General features: G+C 36.5%; 2 protein-coding genes. One reads left to right on the top strand and one right to left on the bottom strand.

The window, feature by feature from the left end:
* Window positions 1-24: 24 nt before the first annotated feature.
* Window positions 25-405 (bottom strand): carboxypeptidase-like regulatory domain-containing protein, encoded by a 381-nt coding sequence (locus WBN21_RS16415; protein ID WP_424202193.1) that lies wholly within the window; start codon window positions 403-405, stop codon window positions 25-27.
* A gap of 159 nt (window positions 406-564) precedes the next feature.
* On the opposite strand from WBN21_RS16415, the gene dgt reads away from it, so the two are divergent.
* A partial coding sequence (dgt, locus tag WBN21_RS16410; RefSeq protein WP_424202191.1) for a dGTP triphosphohydrolase occupies window positions 565-1898 on the top strand: 1334 nt, incomplete at its 3' end.

The raw sequence follows: 1898 nt of genomic DNA, 5'->3' as shown, positions 1-1898 counted from the left end.
AACTAAACAATAAACTAAACTAACTCAATTATTTGTTGTAGACAAGTTGCTATTATCAACACTAGCCATTGTAGAAACTAAATCTTCTATGGAGATTGTGCTAGCTTCAAGTACTAGTTTGATATGGTTTGTATCAGATGCTACTGTAATTTTTGATTCCTTCGTTTGGTAACCAACAAAGCTACATATCAAAGTATATTCACCATTATTTAAGTTTTCAAACTTGAAATACCCTTTTTCATCCGATAAAACGTGGGCACCAGTTTCTTTAATTAAAACCTTAGCAAACATTAATGGTTCATTATGTGATTCATAATCTAATAAGTTACCGCTTATTGAACCTCCATTTTGTGCAAAGGAAAAGGTTGAAATTAAAAAGAAAGCTAAATAGGTTATTTTTTTCATGTGTTATTCTTAATGACGCTGCAAACATACACTCAGATACCTAAAATTGTGTTACCAAATCATTAAAGAACCATGATTAAAAGGTTATCTTAATGTTAAGTGATTTTCACGTACAATTTTTATCGAATTTATTATCTTGCCAGAACTTAAAACATCACAATGAACTGGGAACAACTCTTATCCTTAAAACGCTTTGGCGACACCAATAAACGCATTCGAAAAGAACAAGACGAAACCCGTTTAGGGTTCGAGGTAGATTATGACCGCGTTATCTTTTCATCAGAGTTTAGAAGCCTTCAAGATAAAACCCAAGTTATCCCATTATCCGAAACCGATTTTGTACACACGCGCTTAACACACAGTTTGGAGGTTAGTGTTGTTGGGCGTTCACTTGGTAGACGTGTGGGTCAAAAATTATTAGAAAAGCACCCGCATTTACAAAGCACGCTTGGGTATCAAGCCAACGATTTTGGGGCCATAGTTGCCGCAGCAGCATTGGCGCACGATATTGGCAATCCACCTTTTGGGCATTCAGGAGAAAAGGCTATTGGCGAATTTTTTAAAACCGGAGAAGGCAAAGCTTTTAAAAGTCAATTAACAGATAAAGAATATCAAGATTTATGCGATTTTGAAGGCAACGCCAACGGATTCAAAATATTAACCGAAAGCAGAGCAGGGCGCCACGGCGGATTGCGGTTAAGTTATGCCACACTTGGTGCATTTATGAAATACCCAAAAGAGTCGCTTCCAAAAAAACCAACAAATCATATTGCCGATAAAAAATATGGCTTTTTCCAATCTGAAAAAGACGCCTTTCAAGATGTTGCAACCGAGTTAGGATTAGCCAGCAGAAGTAACACAGATATAAGTTATTCGCGCCATCCGTTAGCCTATTTGGTAGAAGCCGCTGATGATATTTGTTACACCATAATCGATTTTGAAGACGGAATCAATCTCGGTCTCATACAAGAAGAATTTGCACTCGAATATCTGTCAAAAATTATCAGAGACAACATAAAACCCGAAAATTATTATGCGCTTTCCACCAAAGAAGACCGCGTTGGGTATTTGCGTGCGCTAGCTATCGGCTCACTTATTAATGATGCAGTCGATATTTTTATGAAATACGAAGATGCTATTTTAAACGGCAATTTCGATTGTGCCATACTCGATAAAAGCAAGTACGACGCGCAAATAAAAGATGTTATAAAAATAAGTGTCGAAAACATATACCAATCTACCGAGGTGGTCGATAAAGAAATTGCTGGCTACGGCGTTTTAAATACCTTATTAAAAACCTATACAATCGCAGTTAATAACAGCTTTAACAACACCGCATCCAATTACGATAAACTCATAATTAAAGGCTTGCCAAAAACCATACAAACTAACAATTCTAGCCTGTACAACCGCCTGTCAAGTGTGTGTTATTACGTGTCTTTACTGTCCGATAGTAAAGCGATAAGGAATTATAAAAAGATAAAAGGAATTAG

Source organism: Algibacter sp. (assembly GCF_049667265.1).
GTDB lineage: Bacteria > Bacteroidota > Bacteroidia > Flavobacteriales > Flavobacteriaceae > Algibacter_B.
Note: the sequence above shows the minus strand (reverse complement) of the source record. Positions and strands in the feature narration are given on the sequence as shown.

What these genes read in the sequence shown, in the direction of transcription:
- WBN21_RS16415 (WP_424202193.1), bottom strand. Translation starts at nt 405, where the DNA reads ATGAAAAAAATAACCTATTTAGCTTTCTTTTTAATTTCAACCTTTTCC.